This is a genomic window from Streptomyces sp. NPDC050433 (genome assembly GCF_044458565.1).
GTDB lineage: Bacteria > Actinomycetota > Actinomycetes > Streptomycetales > Streptomycetaceae > Streptomyces.
The window spans coordinates 57028-82752 of record NZ_JBITIB010000006.1 but is presented as its reverse complement, the minus strand read 5'-3'; the positions used below and the strand labels follow the sequence as shown (position 1 = coordinate 82752).

General features: G+C 69.1%; 23 protein-coding genes and 1 pseudogene. 13 read left to right on the top strand and 11 right to left on the bottom strand.

The features are described from left to right. Positions 1 to 36: 36 nt before the first annotated feature. From ACIBLA_RS09725 to ACIBLA_RS09700, 6 genes and pseudogenes are all read left to right on the top strand, one after another. A complete protein-coding gene (locus tag ACIBLA_RS09725) occupies positions 37 to 516 on the top strand; it encodes an SMI1/KNR4 family protein (RefSeq protein WP_399198302.1) in 480 nt (159 codons plus the stop codon). A 527-nt stretch (positions 517 to 1043) separates the two neighbouring features. After that, positions 1044 to 1565, top strand: coding sequence for an SMI1/KNR4 family protein (locus ACIBLA_RS09720; protein ID WP_399198301.1), 522 nt, complete (start codon positions 1044 to 1046; stop codon positions 1563 to 1565). 256 nt (positions 1566 to 1821) lie between these two features. Continuing rightward, positions 1822 to 1959, top strand: a pseudogene (locus tag ACIBLA_RS09715) (IS481 family transposase); the annotation flags it as partial. 58 nt (positions 1960 to 2017) lie between these two features. After that, the gene (locus ACIBLA_RS09710; protein WP_363241437.1) at positions 2018 to 2437 is read left to right on the top strand and encodes a DUF5959 family protein; all 420 of its coding nucleotides are present in this window, start codon (positions 2018 to 2020) and stop codon (positions 2435 to 2437) included. 256 nt (positions 2438 to 2693) lie between these two features. Then, positions 2694 to 3278, top strand: coding sequence for a hypothetical protein (locus ACIBLA_RS09705; RefSeq protein ID WP_363241438.1), 585 nt, complete (start codon positions 2694 to 2696; stop codon positions 3276 to 3278). A 92-nt stretch (positions 3279 to 3370) separates the two neighbouring features. Then, positions 3371 to 3892, top strand: coding sequence for an SMI1/KNR4 family protein (locus tag ACIBLA_RS09700; protein ID WP_399198299.1), 522 nt, complete (start codon positions 3371 to 3373; stop codon positions 3890 to 3892). Positions 3893 to 3960: 68 nt separating this feature from the next. Here the strand turns inward: ACIBLA_RS09700 and ACIBLA_RS09695 are convergent, their stop codons facing one another. Then, positions 3961 to 4356 (bottom strand): GNAT family N-acetyltransferase, encoded by a 396-nt coding sequence (locus tag ACIBLA_RS09695; protein WP_399198298.1) that lies wholly within the window; start codon positions 4354 to 4356, stop codon positions 3961 to 3963. 4 nt (positions 4357 to 4360) lie between these two features. Then, entirely contained in the window at positions 4361 to 5551 is a 1191-nt protein-coding gene (locus tag ACIBLA_RS09690; RefSeq protein ID WP_399198364.1) for an ROK family protein, read from the bottom strand. Between the two features lie 231 nt (positions 5552 to 5782). On the opposite strand from ACIBLA_RS09690, the gene ACIBLA_RS09685 reads away from it, so the two are divergent. The 4 genes from ACIBLA_RS09685 to ACIBLA_RS09670 all read left to right on the top strand — a co-directional run bounded on the left by ACIBLA_RS09685 (position 5783) and on the right by ACIBLA_RS09670 (position 10509). Next, positions 5783 to 6769: a carbohydrate ABC transporter permease gene (locus tag ACIBLA_RS09685; protein WP_399198296.1), complete on the top strand. Its 987-nt coding sequence runs from the start codon at positions 5783 to 5785 to the stop codon at positions 6767 to 6769. 70 nt (positions 6770 to 6839) lie between these two features. After that, positions 6840 to 7781, top strand: coding sequence for a carbohydrate ABC transporter permease (locus tag ACIBLA_RS09680; protein ID WP_399198363.1), 942 nt, complete (start codon positions 6840 to 6842; stop codon positions 7779 to 7781). 56 nt (positions 7782 to 7837) lie between these two features. Continuing rightward, on the top strand, positions 7838 to 9247 hold the full coding sequence (locus ACIBLA_RS09675; RefSeq protein WP_399198295.1) for an ABC transporter substrate-binding protein: 1410 nt from the start codon (positions 7838 to 7840) through the stop codon (positions 9245 to 9247). A 50-nt stretch (positions 9248 to 9297) separates the two neighbouring features. Then, positions 9298 to 10509, top strand: a complete 1212-nt coding sequence (locus tag ACIBLA_RS09670) for a Gfo/Idh/MocA family oxidoreductase (RefSeq protein WP_363241444.1) — start codon at positions 9298 to 9300, stop codon at positions 10507 to 10509. A 65-nt stretch (positions 10510 to 10574) separates the two neighbouring features. On the opposite strand, the gene ACIBLA_RS09665 is transcribed toward ACIBLA_RS09670, so the two are convergent. Next, positions 10575 to 12638, bottom strand: coding sequence for a neutral/alkaline ceramidase (locus ACIBLA_RS09665; protein ID WP_399198294.1), 2064 nt, complete (start codon positions 12636 to 12638; stop codon positions 10575 to 10577). A gap of 199 nt (positions 12639 to 12837) precedes the next feature. On the opposite strand from ACIBLA_RS09665, the gene ACIBLA_RS09660 reads away from it, so the two are divergent. After that, positions 12838 to 13350 carry a potassium channel family protein gene (locus ACIBLA_RS09660; RefSeq protein WP_399198293.1) on the top strand — a complete coding sequence of 171 codons (513 nt, stop codon included), beginning with the start codon at positions 12838 to 12840 and terminating at the stop codon, positions 13348 to 13350. 107 nt (positions 13351 to 13457) lie between these two features. Here ACIBLA_RS09660 and ACIBLA_RS09655 read toward each other — a convergent pair whose 3' ends face one another. Next, complete coding sequence (locus ACIBLA_RS09655; protein ID WP_399198292.1) at positions 13458 to 14033, bottom strand: TerD family protein; 576 nt, start codon at positions 14031 to 14033, stop codon at positions 13458 to 13460. A gap of 85 nt (positions 14034 to 14118) precedes the next feature. Beyond that, positions 14119 to 14574, bottom strand: coding sequence for a TerB family tellurite resistance protein (locus ACIBLA_RS09650; protein ID WP_363241448.1), 456 nt, complete (start codon positions 14572 to 14574; stop codon positions 14119 to 14121). A 419-nt stretch (positions 14575 to 14993) separates the two neighbouring features. Here ACIBLA_RS09650 and ACIBLA_RS09645 point away from each other — a divergent pair, with 419 nt between their 5' ends. After that, entirely contained in the window at positions 14994 to 17120 is a 2127-nt protein-coding gene (locus ACIBLA_RS09645; RefSeq protein WP_399198291.1) for a tetratricopeptide repeat protein, read from the top strand. Here ACIBLA_RS09645 and ACIBLA_RS09640 read toward each other — a convergent pair. The 4 genes from ACIBLA_RS09640 to ACIBLA_RS09625 all read right to left on the bottom strand — a co-directional run bounded on the left by ACIBLA_RS09640 (position 17105) and on the right by ACIBLA_RS09625 (position 22094). Further along, positions 17105 to 18424, bottom strand: a complete 1320-nt coding sequence (locus ACIBLA_RS09640) for a hypothetical protein (protein ID WP_399198290.1) — start codon at positions 18422 to 18424, stop codon at positions 17105 to 17107. The two genes, ACIBLA_RS09645 and ACIBLA_RS09640, sit on opposite strands and share 16 nt — an antisense overlap. Positions 18425 to 18925: 501 nt before the next feature. Beyond that, the gene (locus tag ACIBLA_RS09635; protein WP_363241450.1) at positions 18926 to 19513 is read right to left on the bottom strand and encodes a TetR family transcriptional regulator; all 588 of its coding nucleotides are present in this window, start codon (positions 19511 to 19513) and stop codon (positions 18926 to 18928) included. A gap of 31 nt (positions 19514 to 19544) precedes the next feature. Beyond that, a complete protein-coding gene (locus tag ACIBLA_RS09630; protein WP_399198289.1) occupies positions 19545 to 20576 on the bottom strand; it encodes an NAD(P)-dependent alcohol dehydrogenase in 1032 nt (343 codons plus the stop codon). A gap of 117 nt (positions 20577 to 20693) precedes the next feature. Beyond that, on the bottom strand, positions 20694 to 22094 hold the full coding sequence (locus ACIBLA_RS09625) for a VWA domain-containing protein (protein ID WP_399198288.1): 1401 nt from the start codon (positions 22092 to 22094) through the stop codon (positions 20694 to 20696). A gap of 92 nt (positions 22095 to 22186) precedes the next feature. Between ACIBLA_RS09625 and ACIBLA_RS09620 the strand changes: the two genes are divergently transcribed. Next, positions 22187 to 22453 (top strand): UBP-type zinc finger domain-containing protein, encoded by a 267-nt coding sequence (locus ACIBLA_RS09620; protein WP_363241453.1) that lies wholly within the window; start codon positions 22187 to 22189, stop codon positions 22451 to 22453. Positions 22454 to 22464: 11 nt separating this feature from the next. Here the strand turns inward: ACIBLA_RS09620 and ACIBLA_RS09615 are convergent, their stop codons facing one another. Further along, complete coding sequence (locus ACIBLA_RS09615) at positions 22465 to 23946, bottom strand: ATP-binding protein (protein WP_363241454.1); 1482 nt, start codon at positions 23944 to 23946, stop codon at positions 22465 to 22467. Continuing rightward, positions 23943 to 25601, bottom strand: coding sequence for an FAD-dependent oxidoreductase (locus tag ACIBLA_RS09610; protein ID WP_399198287.1), 1659 nt, complete (start codon positions 25599 to 25601; stop codon positions 23943 to 23945). Before ACIBLA_RS09610 ends, ACIBLA_RS09615 begins: the two co-directional genes overlap by 4 nt. Positions 25602 to 25725: the final 124 nt, after the last annotated feature.

The following is a 25725-nucleotide window of genomic DNA, read 5'->3' as shown; positions in this document are numbered from 1 at the left end:
ATGGAAGCGACCGGGCGTGAGCCATCGGGAGTTCACGTGGCATGGGATGCGATCGAAAGGGAATTGCAGGCCGAACTCCCCGTCGACTACAAGGAGTTGGGAGAAGCGCTCGGTGGTGGCGTCTTCTCGGGTTTCGTGTATCTGCTCTGCGTCGACGACGGGGAGGTGTTCGACCTGATCGCCCAATGGCGCGGATACCTCAACGACGCCCGCGAGCACGGTGCCGACGATGACCCGATCTTCGCGCCGTATTCCGTCTACGAGCCCGGAAAGCAGGGAATTATCCCCTGGGGTTCGACGGAGTCGGGCGACGAGTTCTACTGGCTCGCGGACGACTCCGCCCCGGGGGGGTGGCCCATCGTGGCACGCCGTGCGGATTCCATGGAGTGGGACCGATACGAGATCGGTGTTCCGGAATTCATTATGCGGGTGCTCACGGACCCGGAATTCCACCCCTTCACCATTGCGCAAGACATCGACGGTCCGAATTTTGCCTCGGTCTCAGAGTTGAGTTGATCCGCCCTCTCCCATGGGTTCACCCGCGAGGAATGGGATGCCGTCAAGCGGATGCCCTGGTCGAAAAAGCGCGTGGGGGGATCCCCGGAGGCCTCCCCCTTCCGTATTCCCGACGCCACAATAGCTACAACAGACGTCGACACGCTGACCGATAAGAACGGCGACACCAAGGTCGCCTACAGCTACACCGCCTACGGCGGCAAGACACGTCCGAGTTCACCGGCAACCGCTACGCCTTCACGGGCGGCAACCCGGTGAGCGGTGTCGAACTCGACGGTCATGCCGTCTGGTTCGGGATTCCGGCCATCTACTATGGGTGGGCGGCGCTCTTCGGAACCGCCGCTGCAGCGTCGACTCCGCAGGGCAGGAGAACCTGCAGAACGGACATCCGCATTCGGCTGTTCCTGCACTCGTTCAGGTGAGAATGGCCGCATACGGACTCACGGAGCTGTCGCGAACGCTTACTCGTGCACGGCGATTCAACTCCCGGACTGGCATCAGTTCGAAGTGCTAGAAGGGGTATAGTGGTGGCAACGCTTTCAGAGATCCAAGCCCTGTTGGGTGAACCCCGGTTCAACTGGTCGGATCCGGCGCCATGGATCGAACTGGAGCGAGAACTCGGTGTCGAATTTCCTGCGGACTTCCGTGAGATCGTGAACGCCTATGGTTCGATCGAGATCAACGGGCAGTTGTATCTGAAGCATCCCGCCGACCATCTTCTGCATAGTCTGGGACGAAAGATCAGGGAGGATCTCGAGTTCTGGCGCGAAGAGGACATGGCAGAGTTCCTGCCCAGTCGTGCAGGAGGGGACCCCGGGGAGTTGATTCCGGTGGCGTCGGCTACGACGGGCGAGGCGGTTTTCCTTCGCGTCCCCGACGCCCCCTCGTCGCCATGGCGCGTCGTGATTCAGGAGTTCGACAGTCCGGCCTGGCATGTCCACGAGATGACGTTCAGCGAGTGGCTGCTGGCTTATCTCAAGGGCAGGGACGTGACGTTGTGTTCTGACGGTCGCGCGCCTGACGGCCCGTTCTGGGAATTCCTGCCCTGATGGCGAATGCGGTGGTACTCCTGTCGTAGTGGCAGGGGTACCACCGCGTGAAGATTTTTCCGTGGGCGCTCGAGCCGCATTGTCGATCACTCCTGGGGTCGAATAGAAATCCCTGTGCGGCGCCTGTAGCCGTAGGTGCCGTCATACTCCTCGAATGCCTTCTTGGCGAGAAGCTTCAATTCATCGCCCGCACATGAACTCGACGCCATTCACGTGTTCCACCGTGTCGAGCCGTGTCGAAGAATGGGCCTAGCGGCGGCCCTACACCTCCAACACCGAACGCACCCAAGCCTTGGCAGACTTCCACCGCACCTACCACCACCACCGTAGCCACACCGCGCTTGACGGACACCCACCCTTCACCCGAGTCAACAACCCTCCGGGGCGGGCAATACAGCTAGCGTTTGGACACTACGAATGTCTCGGGAGGGGCAAGGATGGCTCAGGGGCCGATGGACTTGATCCACCTGACTGGTGAAGGCAATAGCGTCGTCCTTCGGATCACGGGACGGAAGACCCGCCGGGGCGCGCGCACGAGGGTAGTTCTCACGGGCGAGTTCATGGTCGACACGCCTTTCGTCAGCGGAACTCTCAACACCTCGTTGTTTCCGACTGACTTGACCGAATGGCGCGAATGCCTCGACACGCTCGACGCCGGACAGGGCATCACATGGCGAGACGCCGTGCGAGGACCCGCCCTGTCCATCGAACGCGACGATGCCGAAGAGCGCCTTCGCGTCACGATCAGGGACAGCATGACGACTCTCACCACTGTTACGGTGACGGTGCCGCTGGTCGACGCCTGGTTCGACGACGCCTACGACCGCCTCGATCAGGTCTGGGAGACCTGGGCCCCGGACGAGGACCAGTGAAACCTGACCGACGGGCGCGCCTGGTCCGGGTCCCGCCGAGCGCCAAGCCGGTTGTCACTGTGACGTTTGAGGACGCGGTCTCGCTTGGCCGGGGGAGGGAACGAAAACGTCTCGGACGACGAACGAAGACTTCTGTTGTCGGCCGGTGAGTCTCTGCTCCCGGCGGCCAGCCGGACGCGCGTCCCGTGCGGCAGAACATCAACGCCTGTCATCTCCTCGCCAACCAGCTGACTGGACCAGGAGAGGAGCAAGAGCGATGACTGATCTGGAGATGCTGCGGCGGCTCATGCCGCCCGAGGCGGAACCCGACGCATCTGTCGACTGGTCCTTGATGAGCCGGTCGTGGGGTACCGAGTTCCCTTCCGACTACCGCGCCTTCATGGAGGTGTACGGCCCTGGGGCGATCAGCAACTTCTTCCAGGTCCTGCTACCCGAACCCAAGGCGGAGGAGCTGACGTCACCGTACGGCGGAATGCTCGTGGAAACGCTCACCGCCGAGGACGCCTGGGCGAAACGCAGAAAGGAGCCGGAACTCGAAGGCACAGAGCCCCGGTTGATCGCCTGGGGTGCGGACGCCGGCGCGGACATCCTGTGCTGGGACACCTCCGGCGCAGACCCGGCCGCCTGGCCGGTGCTCGTGTATGGCCGGGGCGATGCCATATGGCGTCGCTACGACTGTGGGATGGTGGAGTTCCTCGTCCGAGTCCTGCGGGCGGAGTTCCCAGAATGCCCCCTGAGCGACCTCTCTCTGTGGGGCAGGCACCCGGCGCTGTTCCTGAGCGAGAGCGAGGAAGAACGCCTTCTGGAGCAGGGGATTGATCCATGGGCTGTCCGGGCCTGAGCACACCGCGTTACCTGGCTGACCCGCGTCGGCCGTACCGCCGGGCATCCAAGATGCCGGAGCCTGACTTCTACCCGGTTGATTGAGGTGCGATGGCAACGCTTTCAGAGATACGAGTCCTTTTGGGTGAACCCCGGTTCAACTGGTCGGATCCGGCGCCATGGGTCGAACTGGAGCAGGAACTCGGTATCGAATTTCCTGCGGACTTCCGGGAGATCGTGGACGCCTATGGTTCGATCGAGATCAACGGGCAGTTGTATCTGAATCACCCCGCCGGCCATCTTCTGCACAGTCTGGGAAGATCCATCAAGGAGGACCTCGAGCTCTGGAGCGAAGAGGGCATGGCGGAGTTCCTGCCCGGTCCGGTAGGGGCGAACCCCGGAGAGTTGATGCCGGTGGCAACGGCCATGACGGGTGAGGCGGTTTTCCTCCGCGTTCCCGACGACCCCTCGTCGCCCTGGCGCGTCGTGGTTCAGGAGTTCGACAGTCCGTCCTGGACTCTCTACGAGATGACGTTCAGCGAGTGGCTGCTGGCTTATCTCAAAGGCAGGGACGTGACGTTGTGTTCTCGCAACTTCGCGCCTGACGGCCCGTTTTACGAGTTTCTGCCGTGATGACGAATGCGGGGGACTCAGGTGTACCTTGCCAGCTGAATTTGTGACACCTGATCCACAGGAAGGGGTCAGAGTGCGATGAGGCCCGCGTTCGTCGGTTGGAAGCCGCAGGCGTCGAAGTAGAACGCACGCAGGTCGTCCTCGAAGTCGACGTGGAGCCATTCGCAGCCCGCCGCGCGGGCCTCTCTGGCGGCTGTGGCGACGAGTTGGGCTCCGATTCCCGTGCGGCGGAGGTCACCGCTGACCATCGTGTCCAGGATGAAGGCGTGGACGGCGCCGTCCCAGGCGACGTTGACGAAGCCGACGAGTTCGTCCTCGCGGCGCGCGCAGACCCAGCCGAGGCTGTGGCGGTGGACCTGCTTCAGCCAGTCGACGTCCGGAGCGCGGTGGTTGAAGCCTTCCGCGTGCAGCGCGTTGACGGCCGCGTTCTCGAAGTCGCCTCGCCATTCGTAGGTGATCGTCATGCCGCTACCGCGCCGTCTTCGGCCGGCCCAGGACCAGGATCTGGATCGCGAGGACCGCCGCGCCCCGGGCCCAGTCGTTGAAGTCGGAGATCTTGGTCTCCAGCGCGACCGGTTCCGCGAGTGGGTGGCGGTTGGCGGCGATCGCCTCGTTGATCGCTGGGGTCGCCACCTCCACCAGGCCCACACCCTCCCCGGCGAGGAGGATCTTCTGCGGCATGGCGAAGTTGGCGATCTGCGCCACCACCGTGCCGAGCGCGCGCGCCGCCTCGTCGATCACGCGGGCCGCCATGGGGTCGCCCGCGGCGGCGAGGGTGAGGATCTCGTCGTACGTGTGGTTCCGGCCGGTGGCCGCCGCGACCTGATAGCGGATGCTCGGGATGGAGAGAAGCGAGACGGCGCTGCCGCGGTCGCCGTCCGGGGTGAGGGGCCCCTGGGGGTTGACGATCCAGCGGCGGCCGATGCCCCGGCCGTCGTCGCCCGAGCGGACCAACTGGCCGCCGATGACCAGGCCGTAACCGATTCCGGCGCCGATGGTGAGGACCGCGAAGCGGTCGAGGCCGCGGCCTGCGCCGAACCACGCCTCCGACTCGACCAGCGCGGCCACGTCGTTCTCGACGACGACGGGCAGGTCCGTGCGCTGTTCGAGGAGGTCGGCGAAGGGTGCGCCGTCCCAGCCGAGGAAGGAGGACGTGACCGCGCGCGCGGGGCCGATGACATGGCCGCCTATCCCCACGCCGATACCGGCGAGACGTGGGAACTCCGCGGCGAAGTCCGTGGTCATCGCGTGCAGGAGATCGGCCACGTCCACTGGCTCGTGGGTACGGAGAGGAAGGGCGCGGGTGGCGACGACATCGCTCCGGAGGTTGGTCACCACGCCGTAGACCGTGTCCTCGGTGATCTTGAATCCGGCGAAGAAGCGGGAGTCCGCGACGACGTCCAGCGGCTGGGAGGGACGGCCCTGCCGGGTCGCCGGGGCGGCGGACGGGGCGGCGGACGCGGATGCGGGAGCGGCCGGGGGCGGGTCCTCCACCAGCAGGCCCGACTCGATCAGCGGCTTGGTGAGCCGGGTGAGGCTGCCCGCCGACAGGCTCAGCTTCCTGGCGATCTCGCTGCGCGACACCGGTCCGTGCGTCAGCACCTCGATCGCCACCGCGCGCTCGGCGGGGCTCAGTGGTGCCCAACTGGCCGCAAGCATGCCGTGTTCCCCCTGTTCCAGGCGCTCCCGGTGGAGTCCATGACGGTGCTCCGCGCTCATCGTAGCCAGGAGACCAGCTTCTTCTTTTATTTTACCGCAGAAGGAATTGGGGTCTCACTTGTCAAGACTTGCGGCGCGGGAGGACGTCTCTGCACACCCCTTGACGCGGCAATTCTTTCAGAGCAAAAGTAACTCCCACCCGAGGACGAGTCATGGACAAGGGAGTCTCTGATGACTGTCGCCTCACACGGCGCGCCATCCGGCCCCGCGGCAGCCGGTGGCAACGCGATACCGAAGACCGCGCGCACGAGGACCACCGGCCAGGGCGGAGACACCGACGGCGGCGGACACGGGGACGGGCGCCTCGCGGCGCTCTTCATCGCCCCCGCCCTGCTCGGCTTCCTGGTCTTCCTGCTCTGGCCCACCCTGCGCGGCATCCAACTGAGCTTCACCCGCTACAACCTGCTCACCCCGCCCGAGTGGGTGGGCCTGGACAACTACCGCCGGATGATCGACGACCCCATCTTCTGGGGGTCCTTGCGCGTCACCGTCGAGTACGTCTTCATCAACATCGGTGTCCAGACGGCCGCCGCCCTGTGTATCGCCGTCCTCATGCAGCGGCTGACCAACTCCTCCCTCCTGCGCTCCGTCGTCCTCACTCCGTACCTGGTCTCCAACGTCGTCGCGGGCGTCGTCTTCCTCTGGATCCTCGACACCCAGATCGGCATCGGCAACGAGATCCTCGGGGCGTTCGGCTTCGACCACATCGCCTTCCTCGCCAGCAAGGAATGGGTCATCCCGAGCGTCGCGATGATCAACGTATGGCGGCACGTCGGCTATACGGCGCTGCTGCTCTTCGCCGGGCTCCAGGCCATTCCGGGCGATGTGTACGAGGCCGCGCGGGTGGACGGCGCCGGTGAGCTGCGGATGTTCTGGCGGATCTCGCTGCCGCTGCTGCGGCCCGTCCTCGCGGTCGTCCTGATCATGACGGTCATCGGGTCGTTCCAGGTCTTCGACACCGTGGCGGTGGCCACGACGGGCCCCGGCGGCCCCGCCAACGCCAGCAATGTGCTCCAGCTCTACATCTACGACTCGGCGTTCGGGCGGTTCCAGTTCGGCTACGCGTCCGCCATGTCCGTGGCGCTGCTGGCCCTCCTGAGTGTGATCACGATCATCCAGTACCGGGTCACCCGTGCCGGCGAGACGGACCTCGGCTGATGCGCCCGGCACCGGCGCCGCCCCCGCCCCCAACCCCGGCCCCGTACGAAGGAGTTGTGCCGTGGCCGTCATGACGCCCGCACCCACCGACGTCCCTGCCCCCGCCCCCACACCCCTGTCCGCGAAGTCGGTACGCCGCAGGCCCTCGCCCGGCCGGATCGCGGCCTGGGCGGTGATGATCGCGGTCGTGCTCATCACCCTCCTGCCCTTCTACTGGATCGCGCGAACCGCCCTCTCCTCGAACTCCGCGCTCACCACCGATCCGGCCAACCCCCTCCCCGTGGACTTCGGCTGGGGCGGATTCGAGCGGGTCCTCGGATTGCAGAGCACGGAGGAGGCGCTGGCGCAGGGCGGTTCCGGCGGCTCCCTGAACTTCTGGCGCTATCTGCTCAACTCCACCGCCGTGGCAGCACTCGTGACGGTCTGTCAGCTGACGTTCTCCGCCATGGCCGCGTACGCCTTCGCCCGGCTGCGCTGGCGCGGCAGGGACCGGGTCTTCGGGCTCTTCCTGGCCGGGCTGATGGTGCCGTCCATCTTCACGCTCCTGCCGAACTTCGTCCTGGTCAAGGAACTCGGCCTGGTGGACACCCTGTTGGGGATCGCCTTGCCGACGATGTTCATGACGCCGTTCGCAGTGTTCTTCCTGCGGCAGTTCTTCATGAACCTGCCCCGTGAGCTGGAGGAGGCCGCGCTGCTGGACGGCGCGGGCAAGGTGCGGATCTTCTTCCGGCTCGCCCTGCCCATGGCGTCCGCACCGATGGCCACCTTGGGCGTCCTCACGTACATCACGGCGTGGAACGACTACTTCTGGCCGCTGATGGTCTCGTACAGCGACAGCTCGCGCGTGCTGACCGTGGCCCTGTCGATCTTCCGGTCGCAGACCCCGCAGACGGGTACGGACTGGGCCGGGCTGATGGCCGCGACGCTGGTCGCCGCCCTGCCGATGCTGGTGCTCTTCGGCTTCTTCGCGCGGCGGATCGTCAACTCCATCGGCTTCAGCGGGCTCAAGTGAGGCGGGCTCAGGTGAGGCGGGACCAAGTGACCAGTTCACGGAGAAAGGTTGGTGTCATGCGCGGCTCTCACGCACTCTCCGGTCGGACATCCCGTCGGACACCCCCTCGGCCATCCCGTCGGTCGGCCGCCCTCGTCGCCGCCGTGTCCCTCTCGCTCCTCGCAGCCGGGTGCGCCTCGCAGGACTCCTCGTCCTCCACCGCCTCGCGCGACACGGTCTCGTACTGGCTCTGGGACTCCAACCAGTTGCCCGGATACCAGGCGTGCGCCAAGGGGTTCGGGAAGGAGAACCCGGGCGTCAGGGTCGACATCTCCCAGATCGGCTGGGACGACTACTGGACCAAGCTCACCGCCAGCATGATCGCGGGCACCGAGCCGGACGTCTTCACCGACCACATCACCAAGTTCGCGCAATTCATCGACCTGGACGTGCTCGCCCCGCTCGATGAACTGCCCGCCACCAAGGGCATCGAGGACTCCGACTACCAGCCCGGCCTCGCCGCCTCCTGGGTCGGCCAGGACGGCCGTCGCTACGGCGCGCCCAAGGACTGGGACACCATCGCGATGTTCTACGACAAGAAGAAGACCGACGCCGCGGGCATCTCCGCCGAGACCCTCAACACCCTCGATTGGAACCCGGCCGACGGCGGCTCCTTCGAGAAGACCGTCGCCCACCTCACCGTCGACACCAAGGGCCGGCGCGGCGACGAGCCCGGCTTCGACAAGAACAGCGTCAGGACGTACGGGCTGGCCAGCAACGACGCGGGCGAGGGCGACGGCCAGACGCAGTGGAGCGCCTTCGCCGGCTCGGCGGGGTGGAGCTACACCGACAAGAAGGCGTGGGGAACGCGCTACAACTACGACGAGAAGGCGTTCCAGTCCACGATCGACTGGTACTTCGGCCTCGCGAAGAAGGGCTACCTCGCCCCGTACGAGGTCTACTCCCAGTCCAACCAGTCCGATGTCCAGCTCAGTTCGGGCAAGGCCGCGATCGCGCTGCACGGCTCCTGGATGACCAGGACCATCCACGGCTTCAAGGGCATCGAGGCACGCACCGCACTGACGCCCATCGGTCCTTCCGGCAAGCGCGCCACCATGCGGAACGGCCTCGCCGACTCCGTCACGAAGCGCGGCGCGCAGAAGCCGGCCGCGCAGAAGTGGGTGGCGTATCTCGCCTCCGACGCCTGTCAGACGGTGATCGGCCAGCAGGGTGGCGTCTTTCCGGCCACCAAGGCGGGTACGGACGCGGCGATCGCCGCCTACCGCAAGGAGGGCATCAACGTCACGGCCTTCACCCGGCCGGTCGCGGACGGGACGACGTTCTCGTTCCCGATCACCAATTACGCGGCCGACGTCGCCGGCCTCATGCGCCCCGCCATGCAGAACGTGTACGCCAACGGCGCTCCGGTGGGCAGTCTCACCACAACCAATCGGCAGATCAACCTCATCCTCTCGCAGGACGGTTGAGCCACCGCCCCGAACCCGCAGTCCAGAACAGCAACCGTGAAAGGTGTTTCATGTCCTTCTCCCTCGGCATTGTCGGCGCCGGCCAGTTCGCAGGGCAGTTCGCGAAGCTCTGGCGCCTCCACCCCGGCGTCGGCGACATCTTCGCGACCGACCTGCTCCCCGAGCGGGCCGAGAAGCTGGTCTCCGAGTACGCACTCGCCGGCACCCTGCCGTCCTTCGACGCCGTGCTCGACTCGGACGTCGACGCGGTCGCGATCTTCACCCAGCGCTGGACGCACGGCCCGCTCGTCGTCCGGGCGCTGCGCGCCGGGAAGCATGTGTACTCCGCGGTGCCGATGGCCGTCTCCGAGGAGGAGATAGCCGCCGTCATCGAGGCCGTACGGGAGACCGGCCTGACGTACATGATGGGCGAGACCAGCCAGTACAACCCGGCCACCGTGTATGCCCGTAACCAGGTCGCGGACGGCGCGTTCGGCCGGATCTTCCACGCCGAGGGCGACTACGTCCATGACATGGACCTGGGCTTCTACGACGCGTACCGGTACAGCGGCGGCGAGGGCTGGAAGTCGACCGCGAGCTATCCGCCCCTTCTCTACCCGACCCACTCGGTGGGCGGCGTGCTCGGCGCCTGGCGGACGCACGCGGTGAGCGTCTCCGCGATCGGGGTGCGGGACGAGCGGGGGGACGGGGTCTTCGACAAGGACGTCAGCCAGTTCGACAACGACTTCTCCAACGCCACGGCACTGTTCGAGGTCGCGGGCGGCGGCTCGTTCCGTATCAACGAGTTCCGGCGTGTGGGCTACCCGTCGCACATCCGGGAGTCGCGCTTCCGGTTCTTCGGTACGGAGGGGAGTCTGGAGCAACTCGCCACGGTCAGCGTGTGGCAGGACAAGGAGGGGGTGCGGGACGTCACGGACCACCTCCGGCCGAAGCCCACGCTTGCCCCCGACGACCCCTCGCTCCAGCATGTCGCACCCGCGCTGCGGGACGCCTTCACCTCTGGTTCGGCCCCGGTGCACGACCGGTCGCGGCTCCCGGTGGAGTTCAGCAACGTGTCCAACGGCCATGAGGGAAGCCACCACTTCCTCGCGGACGACTTCGTGACCGCCGTCAGTACGGGCACACTGCCGCCGGTCAACGCGTGGGTCGCGGCGCGCTACACCCTGCCGGGGATCGTCGCGCACGCGTCGGCGCTGAAGGGCGGGGAACGGCTCCCGGTCCCGGACTTCGGGGACGCGCCGGAGCAGGAGGGGCGGCCGTAGGGACACGTACGCAGAACGGATACGGGGGTGAGCCGGCCGGGTGCGGCCGGCTCACCCGTGGGTCCTCAACTCACCGTGAACGTGGGGGACGTTCCCGTGAACGGCGTGATCTTTCCGAAGAGGTTCTTCGTGTCGCCGTGGTGCACGACCCGGTAGGTGCCGGGTGCGGTGCCGGGCCCGATGTCCCAGGTGATCGTGGCCTTCGAGGTGCCGGTGAGACCGTTCAGGCGCGTCCATCGGTACCGGGTCTGCCAGTCGCCGTCGTCCAGCACCCGCACCCACGCCCCGTCGACCAGCCGCTGCACCTCCAGGAAGGTGCCACCCCGGCGGAGGTTGTTCTTCGGGTGTCCGGTGGCGAACTCCACCGTCGCGGTCCGGCCGCGGGTGTACGAGGGGTCCGGCGGGGTCAGTACGGCGCCGAACGCGCTGCCGGGCGGCGGGTTGTCGTAGACGACACCGGTCTGGAAGTTGAACTGGCGGCCCGACTCGTCCGGCGGCGCCGTGCCCATGTCCAGCGCGGTGCCTTCGCGCAGGGACGCCGCGACCCGTGCGTACTCCTGCTGGTAGGCGGGCAGCGTGTAGCGGCCGTAGAGGGTGGAGCCGCCCTCGTACTGCTGGCTGTCGTACTCCTCCGGCGTCGTCACGTACTGGCTGTAGGAGTTGGCGTACCCCTGGAGCAGCACCCGGTCGAGCGGGACGCCGAGCTGCTCCGCCACGGTGCGGCGGACCCGGAGCCCGGCGGTGATGGTGAACTCGCCCGGTCCGGCGACGAGATACAGCTCGCCGATCTTCATGATCTGCAACGGCAGGATCTTCGGGGTGACCGGGTGGACGTTGCTCAGCAGACCCGTGGGGACCAGACTCGCCTTCGGGTACTGGCAGGTCGCGAGCCACGCCGGGGTGTCGATCTGGAGCGCCTCGATGATGGAGGCGACCGGGGTGCGCATGCCCTCCTCGAAGCCGGGGATCGCCGGGCCGTCCTCGACGCTGCCCGCGAGCGTGGACGCGCCCACGACGGCGGGGCAGGTGCGGTGCTCCTGCCCGTCGGGGGTGTACGCCCCGTTCACCGTCACGTTCTCCATGTCGACGTAAGTGAGGCGGGAGTCGACGCCGCCGCTGACGGGCCTGGCGCCCTGGTAGATCTCGCGGGCCTTGTCGAGCTGGCGTTCACCGATGACGCGCGTGTTCTCGAACTCGTCCTCGGTCGGGCCGGATCCGGGCTTCAGATTGAGGTTGGGGGACATGTCGCCGGCGTTGGTGTTGGGGAAGGCGGCGACGAACCCCGGTGTGTCGTCGAGATAGCGCACACCCTCCAGGTCGTGTTCCCAGGAGTAGGAGGCGTAGCCCTTGTTGTCGGGGCTGATGAGCGTGTTCTTGTTGGTGATCGAGGTGTTGTGGGTGGCGAACCAGCTGATCGCGCCCGCCTCCTTGGCGCCCTGCCGGAACCGCAGCACGGTCATGGCTGGGTCGATGCCGCCGGGGAAGGCCGCCCGGTCGGCCGCCGGATTGCGGTCGAACGCGGTCCGGGAGCGGTTGACACTGGCGTTGTTCAGGGTGCCGGTGCCCAGACTGATGGTGCCGGGCCGCAGATCGTCGTGGGCCTTGGCGACGGACTCGACTATGCCGTCGACGACGGCCCGGTAGGTGGCGCTCTGGAAGCCGAGTACGGAGAGGTTGTACGCGACATCGTGCGAGTAGCCGCCCGGCCCCGAATGGGTGTGGGTGGCGGACAGCAGTACGTTCTCCTCGCCGTACAGGCTGCCGTAGCGCTCCTTGAGGCGTGAGAGGACGCCCTGCCGTACGGACTGGAAGATCATCGCCAGGTCGGCGTTGACGTACGCCACGCGCTTGCCGTTCGACGGGTCGGCGACGACGAACGCGCGGGACCGCTGCCGCTGGTGGATGCCGGACGTCTTCTGGTCGAAGCTCGAATAGCCCATCATCCCGGTCTCGGCGGCCTCGCCCGTGACGTCGGCGATGCCGCGCCCGACGAGATAGTCCCCGTCACCGGCCGCCCCGTTGGCGGCGACCGCCGGGGGAGGCGCCGTGAACGAGGCCGCGCCCAGGGCCGCGACGAGCGCCAGGACGGCGAGCCTGCTTCTGGAGCGGCGGGGGGTGGGGGGTGGCATGGGACCTCCTGGGCACGGGCGGGGACGGGCGGGCTCGGAACGGTGCCCCGAAGGTAGAGGCACGTCCCCTGCCCCGCATAGCTCTCTACCGGCCAGTACGCGCCCGGTGCCGCTAGGCCTTGCCACGAGCCGCCCGGTTACCCGCACGGGGAGCCGTGTCCTGCCGTTCGGCCGCCGCGTCCACGGTTAGTTTCGCTCCATGCCTCCGTATTCACCTGTGTATCTGCTCCGCAAGCTGCTGGGGAGCGAGCGGTGGCGGCGGCTGCATGTGAAGGCGTCCATGTGGGCGGCCGTGGGAGTCGTCGTGGTGCTGCTGCTCGGCTCCTGGATCATCGTCCCGTGCGAGGAGTCGGCGCCCCACGCGACCATCACCTCGTTCCCGCTCGCCCTGTGGTGGTCGGTCGAAACGGCCACGACCGTCGGGTACGGAGACCTGTATCCGGTCACCGCGGCCGGACGCGTCATCGCGGGAATCGTCATGCTGGCCGGGATCTCCGTGTTCAGCATCGTCACCGCGTCCCTGGCCACCTGGTTCGTCGCCGGCGCCGCACGCCGCGCCCGCCAGGTGACGCAGGCCGTCGAACGGGCCGAGGCGCGCGGCAGGGCGGACGCCGATCAGGAACTGCGGGCGCTGCACGCCCGCTTCGACCGCCTCGAACGCCTGATCGCTGGTGGGGGACAGGGAGGCCCCGGCTCCGGGCCACATCACTGACGCCCGGCGGGCCCGGGTCGGTCTTCGTGGCGCGAAAGACGGCGGCGCCGGAGGAGGAATCCTCCGGCGCCGCCGCTGTGCGGTTCTCACACTCGGCCGCGCGTGGCTCAGACGCCGACGCCGAAGTCGGTGGCGATACCGGAGAGGCCGGAGGCGTAACCCTGGCCCACCGCGCGGAACTTCCACTCCGCGCCGTTGCGGTACAGCTCGCCGAAGACCATCGCGGTCTCCGTCGACGCGTCCTCGGTGAGGTCGTAGCGCGCCAGCTCGGCGCCGCCGTCCTGGTTCACCACGCGGATGAACGCGTTACGGACCTGGCCGAAGCTCTGCCCGCGGGACTCGGCCTCGTGGATCGAGACCGGGAAGACGATCTTGTCGACATCGGCGGGCACACCCGCGAGGTTGACCTTCAGCGACTCGTCGTCACCCTCGCCCTCACCCGTGAGGTTGTCGCCGGTGTGCTCGACCGAACCGTCCGGGCTCTTGAGGTTGTTGTAGAAGATGAAGTGCTGGTCGGACGGGACCTTGCCGGCCGCGTTGACCAGCAGTGCGCTGGCGTCGAGGTCGAAGTCGGCGCCGGTGGTGCTGCGGGCGTCCCAGCCGAGGCCGACGAGCACGGCGGTCAGGCCGGGGGCCTCCTTGCTGAGTGAAACGTTGCCGCCTTTGGAGAGGGAAACTCCCACGAAGTGCTCCTGGTGCTCGGTGGTACGGACTGATCAATATCTACAACGGGTGGGAAATGCGACAGGTTCCAGACGGGGGTTCCCGTCAGAGGTCGAACTCGGCCGGCGGGAGGTCCAGCGTGTAGCACGCCTCGCGGACCACGGCCTGCTCGGTCTTGTCGAAGTCCCCGTCGGCGCCGCCGATGACGATGCCGATCTGGATGACGGCACGCGCCTCCGCGGGCTTCTTCTTGGCCTTGGCGACCTCCTGGAGCACGCTGACCTTGCCGAAGTCGAAGTCGGCGGCGAGCTTGTTGAGGTAGTCGTCGAAACGCCGCTGGAGGTCGTCGGCCGCGAAGTTCTGGAGTACGTCGTTGGTCGCGATCAGCTGTGCCACGCGTCGGCGCTCGGTGGCGTCCACCGTCCCGTCGGCGGCGGCGACCAGGGCGCACATCGCCATGCTCGCGTCCCGGAACGACCCGCTCTTGAGGTCGTTCTTCTTGGCGTTGAGCTGGGTCTGCATCGTCGACGCGGACTCCTTGAGGCGATCCCACAGTGCCATTTCGCCATCTCCGTATGTCGCTTGGTTGCCCCGGCCGGGGCGGGCCGGGGCACTCTTATTTCTACAGCACTGTAGAAGTTAGCAGGCCCGGCCTCCCGGCGCCGTGGAAGTCGCGGCTGCCGCCCCGCCTCCCACCGGCACGACCCGTGCCTGCTCGACACCGTGATGTCCGCCGTCGACCAGGCCGAGGGCGCCCCGCCCGCCCGTGGTGGCACTACAACCCCGAACGCAAACGGCTCCAGGCCCGGCAGACCGGCTGAGCACCGCCAACTCCGCCGCCCGCCTGGTGGTTTGGGACGCGGCGAGGTCCCGGCGAGCCGGGCGTCGCACCGATATCGTGGCAGGCGAGGACGGACGCGATCGGTGTCGGCGACTCTGCGACGGGGGAAGACGTGCTGGATCCCATTTCTCTGGCGGCTGTGACAGCTGTCCTGGGCGCGGTCGGGGCGGGGATGGCGAACGAGGTCGGGAAGAGGGGCCTGGAGACGGCGGGTGGTCTGGTCCGCCGGATCGCCGGACGCGAGGTGACGGCGCCCGCCAATCCCGACGAGGTCGCCGCGGTGGCGCGGATCGTGTACGACGGTGTGCACCGCGATCAGGCGCTCGCGCGTGCCTGGAACGCCTTCGCGCGCAGCGTGCCGCTGTCCGGGGCCGGTACGTCGGTGGCGGCGGCCCGGCCCGAACCGCCGCCGTCCGTAAGGTTCTTCACCGACCGGGACGACGCGATGAAGACGCTCGACCGGGAGGCGTCCCGTGCCGCCGACGGCCGGCCACGCATAGCTCTGGTGCACGGCGCCCCCGGCATGGGGACGAGCGCGCTCGCGGTGCACTGGGGAGGCAAGAGGGCCGCGAAGTGGTTTCCCGACGGGCACGTCCATGTCGACCTGCGCGGCTTCTCGGCCGGTACCGCGCTCGACGGGAGTACGGCGCTGCGCGCGGTCCTGCGGAAGCTGGGCGTGCCCGAGGAGGAGGTACCGCCGACGGCGGAGGACCGGGTCGGCCTTCTCCGGAGGCTGGTGGCCGACCGGCGGCTGCTGATGGTGCTCGACCATGCCTATTCGGCCGCGCAGGTACGGCCGTTGCTCACGTCCGCGCCCGGCGTGTTCGTCCTGGTGGTCGCGGCGAACGTGCTGCCCGGCCTGGACGCCGTCCGCGTTCCCGTGGGGCCCCTGGCGAAACGGGACGCGGTGCGGCTGCTCACCGCGATCACGGGCAAGGAGGAGGTCAGCCGCGCCCGTGCGGCACTGCCCGCCGTGCTGGCCCGTTGCGGGGGATCCCCCTTCGCGCTGCGGGCCGCCGCACTGCGGCTCACCGACGAGGCCGCTGCTCCGGTGGCCCCCGCGCAGGGCCCGTCCGATGCCGCCCCGGAGCCCGTCCGTACAGCGGCCGAGGACGCCTACCGGTCGCTGGACCCGGCCACGGCACGCCTGTACCGCCTCATGTCCTTGCAGCCCTGGCCCGCGATCGGACCCGTCGCGGCGTCCTGGATCGGGGAGACGGACGCGGCCGAGGCCGAACGCCGCCTGGACCAGCTGCTCGCCGTTCACCTCCTCGAACTCACCGACGGCGGACGCTACTTCTACCGTCCGGGCGTACGCCGCCACGCGGAGGACACCGCTCACCGCGAGGACCGTGTCGCCGGATGCGCGGGGGCTGTCTCGCGCGCCGTCGCGGGCCATCTGGAACTCGCGGTGCGTGCCGCGAACGCCGCGCTGCCCGAGAGCTGGCGCGTGCCGCAGCCGCCGACCGGCCCTGCCCGCATCTCGTACGCGAGCCGCGCCGAAGGCATCGAAGCCCTCGTCGCCGAGCGCGGCAATCTGCTCCAAGCGGTCCATGCGGCACAGGAGTTCGGCGACTTCACCACCGTCGTACGGCTTGGGCAGGCGCTCTGGCCCCTGCAACTCAAGGCCGGACACCACGACGAACTGCTGCCGGTCATCCGCCTCGCCGCCGACACGGCCGACGCCCACTTCCCCGACACCCGCGCGGCCGGTGCCCTCCATGCCCAACTGGCCCACACTTTCATCGAGTTGGCCCGGTACGACGAGGCCGCTACCGCCGCGCGTGCCTCCGCCGCGGCCGAGCTCGCCGCCGGGCACGCACGCGGACACGCCTCCGCCGTCGAGATGCTCGGCCTGCTGCGCCTGCGGCAGTGGCGGTACGACGAGGCGTACGAGTGCTTCGACGAGGCGGGACGGATCTACGACACCATCGGACCCGGCGGCGAGGGCGAGCGGGACCTGCCTCGTGCCCGCGCGCTGCTGGAGCGCCACCGGGGCCGCGCGCTGCGCGGCCTCGGACGCCGGGAGGAGGCGCGCGAACGGCTCAACGGCGCGCTGCGGTACTTCCGCGACACCCGTGAGGCCTACAACACGGCCCGCACACTCACCGATCTCGCCGAGACCGGCATCGACAGCGGCGACCCGGCAGGGGCACTGCCGCTGATCGACGAGGCGGTCACGGCTCTCGCGGCGGAGGGCGCCTCGTACCATCTCGCCCATCTCCGCTCCCTGCGGCAGAGCTGCCTGGATCAGCTGGACGCTTGAACGGGGCGGACCGACACGTGATGGGTTTCCGATCCCGTACGCGCGATCAGACCGTTCCTGATCGTCTCCGCGACCGTACGGCCTCCGGCGAGGAGGGCGTACAGCGCTGACGCGTAGGCGGCGGGGTCGGCGTCCCCCGTGTCGGCGGCGGTGAGGGTCAGGCACTCCCCGCTCCGCGTCCGGACCACGCAGGTGTCCGGACCGGTCACATAGGCCGCGAGCGCGCAGTGCGGGTGACGGCCCATCACCTCCGCCGCCCACGTGGCCGGCGGGCCCAGACGCGGATCGTCGGCCGGGCCGTGCCGGAGCACGACGTCGGCGAGGTCGAGCCGGCTGAGGTCCCGCGTGTCCTCGGGGACGGCGCTGTGCGCCTCGTCGTCGCTCACCGGCTCGTACGACGGCTCCGCGTAGCGGCGCACCGTGACCTCCCCCGTCTCCAGGTCCCGCACCCGCGTGAGCACTCGAAGGGGGACGGACCGGGTCGGCGGCTCGTACGGCGGCAGCGGCAGCGGCTCCAGCAGCGCCGGTGATGCCGGCTCGGGAAGCTTCATCAGCGCGTAGAACAGCCGTCGCAGCCGTCGCGCCGATTCGCCCGGCATCGACGTGGTGAACTCCGCCGGGCCCGCCATCGGGCGGTGCTCCGCGAACAGCGCCTCCAACTGGGCGCGTGGGGAGTCATGCGGGACGAGGCGTGGAGCCGTTCGTACGAAGTCGGCCACCGGGGCCTCCTCGTCGAGCCCGGACAGGGGAGCCGCGCCCAGCAGCACCGGGGTCCCCAGCGCCGCCGCGTAGTAGGTGACGCTGCCGTGGTCGCCGATCACCGCGTCGGCGGCGATCAGGGCCTGCCGCCAGCCCTCCAGCGGATCGATCAGCGTCAGCCCCGCCCGTCGGGCGCGGTCGAGCCAGGCCCGGATCTGCCCCGGCCCGTGGCCGTGCCAGATGTTGGGGTGCAGGATCGCCGCGAGGCGGTACTCGTCGGCGGGGAGTTCGGCCGTCAGGCGGGGCAGCAGGAGCGGCAGGATGTCCTCGTCACCCGTGTCACCTCCGTGATCGCTGTCGCCGCTGTCGCCGAAGAGCGAGTCGGGATTCCAGGTGGAGTTGAGAACGACGAGCTTCTGACCGCGCCGCACTCCCAGCGCCCGGCGGAACCGCTCCCGGTACGGCCTGGCCGCCAGTATCCGGTCGAAGCACGGATCTCCGGCCAGTACGGCCGTATCGACGGCCTCGGGGCACGCGGCCCGCAGTCGGTCGAGCTGTTCGGGGTGGGAGAGGACGAGCGCGTCCGCGACGGGCACACCATCCACGAGCAGCCACTCCGGCGACGCCCCGAAGACCGGCGGAGGCGAGAGGTGTCCGGTGTCCGGTGTCCGGTGTCCGGTGTCCGGTGTCCGGTGTGGCCAGCCTCTTAGTGTATCCAATTCCATGCGACAGGACGGCCAATCTGCCGGTGAATCGGTCCAGTTGGCCCCCGAAACTGGCCGTGACCACGAGATCGACAGAAGTCTCGCGCGCTTGCTCCCAAGGCAGGACCGGCAGCCCGGTCGCGGCGAACAGATCACGTACCCCCGCCTGAAACGGAGACGACCCGGTGCACGTCAGCAGCAACTGCACCCGGAAGTCGTCGTGAAACAGGGGGAGTACGTCCAGCAGCCGGCTCGCCGACGTCACGTTGTGCACCACGATCAGCACGGGTCGACTCCGCCCACGGGTGGCCCACCGCCCCGCACCGTCCCCGACCGGCACACGCACCCAGTCGTCGGTCCTCGCCCCGTCCACGCGCGTCCCCGGGTCCCGTACCCGATCGCTCACGGCGCGAAGGCCCGACGCACCGCGAGCGTGAGTGCCGCGCGGCGGCGGTCGTGGTCGGGCTCCGGTTCGTCCTTGCTCGCGGTGAACATGACGCTGGCCGGCGACCAGGTCATCGACATCGCCGTGACCATGGCGAGCACATCCGCCGCCGGCATCGCCGGATCGATGGCGCCCGCTTTCTGCGCGTCGGTGATCGACCGCAGCTTCTCGGTGTCGTGCCCCGGCATGAAGTGGAACAGGTCGCCGGTCGGGGTGCGTTCCAGCCGGGCCCAGGTCGCCAGGCGGACCAGCTCCGGATGGACGAGATACGTGTCGTAGAGCCGGACCGCGTAGCCGGGGAGATCGTCTCCCGTGACGGGCACCGTCCCGACGATCAGGTCCAGATGCTCCGCGAACACCGCGTCGAACAGCTTGTCCTTGTTCCCGAAGTACGCGTACAGCTGCGCCTTGTTGACCTGCGCGGCGGCGGAGATCCGGTCGACGCGGGCGCCCGCGATGCCGTACGTCGCGAACTCCGCCGTCGCCGCGTCGAGCAGCCGCCGCCGGGACGCCTGGCCCGCGCTGGTGATCTGTCCCGTCTTCATGGCTCCAGGCTAAACCAACTGGTTTGTCGGCTCACTTGGCCATGTCCAGGACGAAGCGGTACCGGACGTCGTTGCGGGCCAGCCGGTCAAGGGCCTCGTTGACCTGGTCGGGGCGCATGATCTCCACATCGGCGACGATGCCGTGCTCGGCGCAGAAGTCGAGCATCTCGCGCGTCTCGACGGTCCCGCCGCTCCCCGCGCCCGCCAGAGTCTTCGCACCCACGATCAGGCTGTAGGGGCTGACCGTGAGGTCCCCCGGCGGGATGCCCACCACGCACAGCGTGCCGTCCATGGCGAGCGCGGACATGTACGGCTCCAGCGAATGCGCGGCGCCGACCGTGTCGAGGATCAGATCGAAGCGGCCCGTCTGCCCGGCCATCTGCTTCTCGTCCGTGGACAGCACCACGTCGTCCGCACCGAGCGCCCGCGCCTCGTCCGCCTTGCCGGGTGTCCGCGTGAACTGCACGACCTCCGCCCCGAGTTGACGCGCGATCTTCAGCGCGAGATGCCCGAGCCCGCCCATCCCGACGATGCCGACCCGCCGGCCGGGCGCCGCGCCCCACCGCTTCAGCGGTACGTACGTGGTGATGCCCGCGCACATCAACGGCGCGGCACCGGCCGGGTCGAGCCCTTCGGGCAGGTGGTAGGTGAACTTCTCGGGCAGTACGTACTCCGAGGAGAAGCCGCCCCGCGTCGTCATGCCGTCCTTCGGATCGGTGCTGCCGTACGTCAGGACGGGGGACCGCAGGCACCAGTTCTCGCGGCCGGCCAGGCACGGTGGGCAGACGCCGCAGGAGTCGATGATGTTGCCCACCGCGACCTTGTCGCCGACGGCGAACCGGGTCACGGCGTCGCCGACCGCGGTGATCTCGCCGACCATCTCGTGGCCGGGCACGAGCGGGAACTCGCCGCCGTGATCGATCGTGGCGTTGTCGGTGGCGCAGACGCCGCAGTACTCCACCCGTACGGCCACGTCGTCGCCGCGCAGGTCGCGGCGGGTGAAGTCCCAGGGCTCCAGCGGCCCGCCCTGCCGGTGCGCGGCCCATCCGGTGGTGTTCCTCATGGGGATGCTTCCTTCCCAGCCGTGAAACTAACTAGTTTGTTTTCGCGTGATGAAACGTACCTCCGTGGACTCTCGATAGTCAAACAAACTGGTTTGTTTATGCGCTCCCGTGCGGACTCAGCGCAGGATCCCCGCCTGCCGCGCGTCCCGCAGCCATGACGGGAACTCCGACAGCAGCCGGTCGTAAAGCTCCGGATCGGACACGCTCTCGATGTCGTCGACGGCGAAGAAGCCGACGTTGTCGACCCGGCGGCCCGCCATCGTGTCGAAGCGTTGCAGCACGCCGTAGTTGGCCCGGCCGAGCCCCACGAACTGCCAGAACACCGGCTCCTCCACCGCCGCGCGCAGCTCCCGCTCGATCTCGCCGTCCCGGTACACACCGCCGTCGGAGAAGAACAGCACCAGGGTCGGCGCGGGCACGGGATTCTCGCGTACGTACGCACGCACCTCCGCGATGACCTTCTGCTCCTCGTTCTGGAAACCGACCGCGCGCATGTCGATCTGCCCCGGAACCAGGCCCTTCGGCGGCTTCCTGCGGCCGAACAGGCTCATCTGCCCCACCCGCACATGCAACCTCAGCCACTCGGGCAGCTCACCGATCAGCAGGTCGGGCAGCCGGGCCGGATTCGTGGCGAACGTCCATGCCTGCATCTCGCCGTCGTCGTCGAGCTGCGCCGCCACGGCCGCCATCCGCTCGGCGACGTTCTTCACCACGCCGCGCGAGTAGAGGGCGGTCATCGAACCCGAGGCGTCGAGGACGAGGATGACGCGCGCGACGAGACCGGTGACACCGTGCTTGTCCAGGCTGACCGCGACCTGCTCCTTGCGCAGCGAGAGACGCTTGCGCATGTCGACGGGGAGCCGCTCCTCGCCCTTGGTGAGGCGGGGACCGGACGGCGTGCCGCCGGGGGAGCCGGGGGAGGAGCCCCTGGACGGCGGGACGGCCGGTGCCGGCGGTCGGGCGGCAGAGGGCACCGGCGCCGGCACGACCACCGGCGCCGGCTCCGCGTCGACCGTGATGCCGAAGTCCGTCGCCAGCCCGGCCAGCCCGCTCGCGTACCCCTGCCCGACCGCCCGGAACTTCCACCCGCCGCCCCGCCGGTACAGCTCGCCACTCACGTACGCGGTCTCCGAACCCGCCGCCATGTCGAAACGGGCCAGCTCCGCACCGGACGCCACGTCCAGCAGCAGCAGCCGCAGGCCGGGCACCTGCCCGAACGTCCCGCCGTCGGCGGACGCGCACAGCGCGACCCGCTCGATACCCGGCTCCAGCCGGGCCAGGTCCACCTCCACCGAGTCGGCGCCGGGCTGCTTGCCGAGATGGCGTACGGCGTCGGAGGGATGGCGCGGCTGGTTGTAGAAGACGAAGTCGCCGTCGGAGCGCACCTGTCCGGAGTTCGTCAGCAGCAGGGCGGAGGCGTCCACGTCCGGGACGCCGGGTCCGGCGGACCAGCTGAGGACGGCGCGCACAGCGGGGACGGTGATCGGGAGATTGGCACCTTTGCTCAATGTCGTCACGGCAGCCAGTCTGCCCGTCGGCGGATCCGAAGTCCCCGGACTTCGCAGACTCCACCGAGCCGCCCGCGCTCCGCCGCAGTACGGTTGGCCACATGGGTACATGTACAGATCTGGCCAACGCGACTACCGACGTGGCGCCCCTCTCGTCCACCGACGAGTGCGTCGACTGCGTCGCCCTCGGCCGCCGCGACTGGGTGCATCTGCGTCTCTGTCTCGGCTGCGGCCACGTCGGATGCTGCGACAGCTCGCCCCTGCGGCACGCGACCGAGCACTTCACACAGACCGGCGACCCCGTCATGCGCTCCCTGGAGCCCGGCGAGGACTGGCGCTGGTGCTTCACCCACCAGCTGCTGGGCTGACCGCCTCGGCCTCAGCCGTCCGAGCGCGAGCCACGGGCCTCTGAGCCACCGGCCTCCGAGTCGGCGGCCTCCTGCTCGATCGGCAGGCACACCTGGAAGCGCGTGTCCCCCGGCCGCGAGGTGACCTTGAGGTCACCGTGGTGCTTGTTGACCACGATGCGGTACGAGATGTCCAGGCCCAGCCCCGTCCCCTCACCGACCTGCTTCGTGGTGAAGAACGGCTCGAAGATCCGTGGCCGCACGTCATCCGCGATGCCCACCCCCGTGTCCGCGATCTCGACCATCAGCCGCTCGTCCTCGCGCCAGGTGCGCACCGTCAGCGTGCCGCCGTCGGGCATCGCGTCCAGGGCGTTGACGATGAGATTCGTCCACACCTGGTTCAGCTCCGCCCCGTACGCCGGGATCGACGGCAGCTCCTCGGCGTACTCCCTGACCACCCGCACCGACTGCGGGATCTTGGCCTGGAGCATGGTCAGCGTGGCGTCGAGCAGCGCGTGCACGTCGACGATCTGCAGCGGGGTGCGGTCGAGCTGCGAGTACTGCCGGGCCGCCCCCACCAGCTCCGAGATCCGCTCCACGGAGTCGTCGATCTCGCCCATCATCAGCTCGGTGTCGATGGTGTACGTGATCCAGCGCACCGCCCCCTCGAAGTACTCGGCACCCACCGTGGACGCCGCCTCGGTCAGCCACTCCACCCCGATGCCCGCGGCCACCAGCGACGGCGCCAGGTCCCAGGCCCGGTCGAGCCCCTGCTCCTCCAGCCAGTCGCTGACGGTGTCCTCCGCGTCGGAGGTCTCCATCGCCGTCATGCTGACGCCCGCCGCGGCGCGCCGGACGGCGTCGTCCTGGAGCCCCACCAGCCGGTGCAGCGCGGCCCCGTCGAGCCGTCCGTCGGCGATCATGGCCAGCTTGTGCCGCATGCCGGTGACCCGCTCGCGCAGCCCGGCCGTCGCCCGCAGCGCCGCCGCGGCGGGATTGTTCAGCTCGTGCGTGAGACCGGCCGACAGCGACGCAAGGGCCAGCAGCCTCTCCCGCTCGTTGACGATCGCGTTGGCCGCGCGCGTACCGAAGAACAGGCCCTCCAGCAGGTGCAGCGCCATCGGGAACCAGGTGCGCACCGCGTACGCGAACTCGTCGGCCGGCAGCACGAAGAACTCCGCGTCACTGACCGCGCGCATGGTGTGCGGATACTTCTGGTCGACCCGGTCGCCGAGATACGCGCGCGTGGCGCCGCTGTAAACGCCCCGCTGGTCGGTCCTGTTGACCTCGACGTCGTCGCCGTGCAGGACCCGGTGGAGCGAGATCGCGCCGCTGAGCAGGACGAAGAAGCAGGTGGCCGGCTCACCCTCCCGGTACACCACCTCACCGGCCTCCCGTCGCTCCACCCGGCCGCGCTCGGCCAGCCAGTCGAGCTGATCGGGGCTGAGCGCCTCGAACAGGAAGAGTGTGCGCAACTCGTCCGGTGTCAGCCGGTCCTCCGAGGGGGTGGTCACTGTGCCTCCAGGTATCGGTGCACCAGGGAGACGGCCATGGCGCCTTCGCCGACGGCCGACGCGACGCGCTTGACCGACGCGGCGCGTACGTCGCCGGCGGCGAAGACGCCAGGAACGCTCGTCTCCAGGTGGTAGGGGTCGCGTGGCAGCTGCCAGCCCGCCGGGCGCTGCCCGCTCGTCATGAGGTCCGTCCCGGTCACGACGAAGCCGCGGTCGTCACGGGTGACGGCCCCGTCGAGCCACTCGGTGTGGGGCTCGGCGCCGATGAAGACGAACAGCCACGACGTCGAGACGTTCCGGCTCTCCCCGGACCGGCTGTCGCGCAGGGTCAGGCTCTGCAGATGCCCGTCGCCCTCCGCGCAGGTTACCTCGGTCCACGGATGGATCTCGATGGCGGGGATGCCTTCCAGCTGCTCGATCAGATAGCTCGACATGGAACGCGTCAGATCACCCTGCCGGATCAGCACATGGACGCGGCGGGCGTAGCGGGAGAAGTACACGGCCGCCTGCCCGGCGGAGTTGGCGCCGCCGACGATGTAGACCTCCTCGTCGGAGCAGTTGGCCGCTTCGGTGACGGTGGAACCGTAGAAGACACCGGTGCCGGTCAGCTCCGCGATGCCGTCGGCGCCCAGCCGCCGGTAGGAGACCCCGGTGGCCAGGACCACCGTGTGCGCGGTGACGGAGTTCTCCTCCCCCAGGCGCAGCACCCGGCCGGAGCCCACCGCCTCCAGGGCGACGGCCCGCTGGGTGCTGAGGATCTCCGCCCCGAACTTGAGCGCCTGGCGGCGGGCCCGCTCCGTCAGCTGCTGCCCCGAGACGCCGTCGGGGAAGCCCAGATAGTTCTCGATCCTGCTGCTCTGCCCGGCCTGCCCGCCGGTTGCCTGCTGCTCCACCAAGAGCGTACGGAGCCCTTCCGACGCGCCGTAGACGGCCGCGCCGAGCCCGGCGGGGCCGCCGCCGACGACGACCAGGTCGTAGAAGTCGGCGGTCGGCACGGTGCTGAGCCCGACGTGCGCGGCCAGCTCCCGCTCGGAGGGGGTCACCAGCGTCTTGCCGTCGGAGGTGACGACGATCGGCACGTCCGCCTGAGTGAGCCCGGCGGCGGTCAGTAGCCGGCCGCCCTCCGGCTCGTCCGAGAGCAGCCACCGGAACGGCACGAGATTGCGGGCGAGGAAGTCCCGTACCGCGAAGGACGGCGCCGACCACCGGTGGCCGACCACGCGCGTCTCGGTGGCGACCGGGTCCGGGGTGGCCAGCCACAGCTCCAGGAGCGAGTCGATCACCGGGTAGAGGTTCTGCTCGGGCGGGCTCCACGGCTTGAGCAGATAGTGGTCGAGGTCCACGACGTTGATGGCGTCGATCGCGGCCTCGGTGTCCGCGTACGCCGTGAGCAGCACCCGGCGGGCGAGCGGGAAGAGGTCCATCGCGGCCTCAAGGAACTCCAGCCCGTTCATCCGGGGCATCCGGTAGTCGGCCAGCATGATCGCGAGCTGGTCCCCGCGCAGCTTGATCTCCCGCAGGGCCTCCAGGGCCTCCTCGCCCGACACGGCGCGGACGACGCGGTAGCTCTCGCCGTACTGCCGCCGGATGTCACGGGCGACAGCCCGCGAGACGGCCGGATCGTCATCGACGGTCAGGATTGTCGGATTTGCCATACCCCCATCATCGCCCCTGACGACGCGGGGTGCCGGGTCCTGTGGACAACGCTCTGTGGACAACCGGGGACGGGGTACGGCGACGATGGGGTGCGGTGGACGGCGGGTGGGGGGCCGCCGTCCA